The organism is Roseomonas sp. CECT 9278 (genome assembly GCF_918698155.1).
Classification (GTDB): domain Bacteria; phylum Pseudomonadota; class Alphaproteobacteria; order Acetobacterales; family Acetobacteraceae; genus Neoroseomonas.
In genome coordinates this window covers 1-2203 of the sequence record NZ_CAKKLX010000107.1, presented here as the reverse complement: position 1 = coordinate 2203, position 2203 = coordinate 1, and the positions used below count along the sequence as shown (strand labels likewise).

2 protein-coding genes and 1 pseudogene are annotated in these 2203 nt (G+C 74.0%); all 3 read right to left on the bottom strand.

Features of this window, described 5'->3' with window-relative positions:
- Positions 1–290, bottom strand: a pseudogene (locus LQ222_RS26115) (hypothetical protein); the annotation flags it as partial.
- 14 nt (positions 291–304) lie between these two features.
- A complete protein-coding gene (locus tag LQ222_RS26110) occupies positions 305–1693 on the bottom strand; it encodes a S41 family peptidase (protein ID WP_230169799.1) in 1389 nt (462 codons plus the stop codon).
- A 118-nt stretch (positions 1694–1811) separates the two neighbouring features.
- Positions 1812–2203: murein hydrolase activator EnvC (locus LQ222_RS26105; protein ID WP_230169798.1), on the bottom strand; the 392-nt coding region annotated here is incomplete at its 5' end.

Sequence of the window (2203 nt, the reverse complement as noted above, 5' to 3'; positions counted from 1 at the left end):
GGCTGGGCCGGCGGGGTGGCGGCGGGCGGGCTGGCCGGGGCGGTGGCGACGGTGCCCTGCCCGCCCGGCGTTTCGGCTGTCGCCGCGCCGGGCGATTCCGGGGGCGCGCCAGCAGCGGCGCCGGGCGCACCGGCCGCCGGCGGTCCTTCGGGGGGTGTTTCGGTGGCCTCGATGCCCGGCGCGACCCGCGCCGGCGGGCCGAGCTGGGCCAGCCAGGCGGCACTGCCGCCGGTGACCAGCGCCACCGCCGCCCAGAACAGCCCAAGCGCCCGCCAGCCCGGCACGCGCATCGGGCGGTCCGGGCTCAGCGCGCCGCGCGGCGCTGCGGGTTCGGCGCCGCGGCGATGCCGCGCAGCAGCTGGAGCGCCTGCTGGAGCTGGTGGTCGGTCTCCGGCCTGGTCGGGTCGAAGGCGGCGGCGCCCTCGGCCGGCTGGCGCTGCACGCGTTCGAGCAGCCCGGCGGGAAGGTTCAGCGGCGGCAACGGCGGGGCCGGCTGCTGGGCCTGCTGGCCGGCATTGTCGTTGCGCAGCGCGCGGCGCAGGTCGGCCTCGCGGTCGCGGCGCGCGGCGGCCTGCTGCGTCGCGTCCTCGCGCGTCGCCAGCACCTCGATGTCGGGCTCGATGCCGGTCGCCTGGATCGAACGCCCCGACGGCGTGTAGTAGCGCGCCGTGGTCAGGCGCATGGCGCCATTGCCCGGGATGGGCATGACGGTTTGCACGCTGCCCTTGCCGAAGGACTTCACGCCCATGACGACGGCGCGGCGGTGGTCCTGCAGCGCGCCGGCGACGATCTCGCTGGCGGAGGCCGAACCGGCATTGATCAGCACCACGATGGGCAGGCCCTGGGCGATGTCGCCCGCCCGCGCGTTCCAGCGCTGCGCGTCTTCCTGGCGGCGCGCGCGGGTGCTGACGATCTCCCCCTGTTCGAGGAAGTCGTCCGAGACCTGCACCGCCTGGTCGAGCAGCCCGCCCGGGTTGTTTCGCAGGTCGAGCACGATGCCCTTGAGGTTGGCGCCGGCCTGCTGGCGCAGCTGCTGCATCGCGCGGCGCAGCGCGGCCTCGGTCTGTTCGTTGAAGGACGACAGGCGGATATAGCCGATGTCACCGCCTTCCATGCGGAAGCGCACCACCTGCGGGCGGATGACGTCGCGCGTGATCGACAGTTCGATCGGCCGTTCCGCACCTTCGCGGCGGATGGTGATGCGGATGGCGGTGCCGCGTTCGCCGCGCATCTGCTCGACCGCTTCCTGGAGGCTGAGCCCCTGCACGGAATTGCCGTTGAGATGCGTGATGAGGTCGCCCGGCCGCACGCCCGCGCGCGCCGCCGGCGTCTCGTCGATCGGGGAGATGACCTTGATGTAGCCGCCTTCCTGCGACACCTCGATGCCGAGGCCGCCGAACTCGCCGCGCGTCTGCACCTGCATGTCGCGGTACATGCGCGGGTTCATGTAGGACGAATGCGGGTCGAGGCCCGAGAGCATGCCCTGGATGGCGTTCTCGATGGCGTCGCGGTCGTTCACGGGTTCCACGTATTCGGCGCGGATGCGTTCGAACACATCACCGAACAGGTTGAGCAGGCGGTAGGTTTCCGCCCGCCCGCCTTCCTGCGCGCCGGCACCCATGATGGGGCCGATGACGACGCCTGCGACGAAGGCGGCGCCGACAGCCGCGATGGTTCCGGTCCTGCGCCGCATCAGAGATCCTTCCTTCCGCACCGCCGCGGGACCCAGCCCCCGGCGCGAGTCCCAACAATACAGCGGATCACGGGCCGGCGTGCAGCCTCAATCCGCGCAGATACGCACCCGTTACCGTTCATCCGGCCCCGGGCCGCCCGCCGCCGAGCCAGGCGCGCGGGTCCACCGCCTGCCCGTCCCGCCGCAATTCGAGGTAGAGGCGCCCGCGCCCGCCCTCGCCCTCGGCCACCACGCCGACCGGTTCGCCGGCCAGCAGGCGCGCCCCGGTGGCCGCGTCCAGTCGGCCGAGCCCGGCCAGAACCACATGGTGGCCGTCGGTGCACTCGACAATCAGCAGCAGGCCATAACTTCGGAAAGGACCGCTGAACGCGGCGCGGCCGGGGCAGGGGCTGACCACGCGGGCGCCGGCCGCGGCCTGGATGGTCTGGCCGCGGGCGGGCCCGGCCTCGGCAGCGTCGCCATAGGCGCGGATGACGCGCCCGGCGACCGGGGCGATGCGCGCGGCGGCCG

Bases quoted from the DNA above. Each gene is read 5' to 3' on its own strand.
- LQ222_RS26110 (WP_230169799.1), bottom strand. From the start codon at position 1,693: ATGCGGCGCAGGACCGGAACCATCGCGGCTGTCGGCGCCGCCTTCGTC.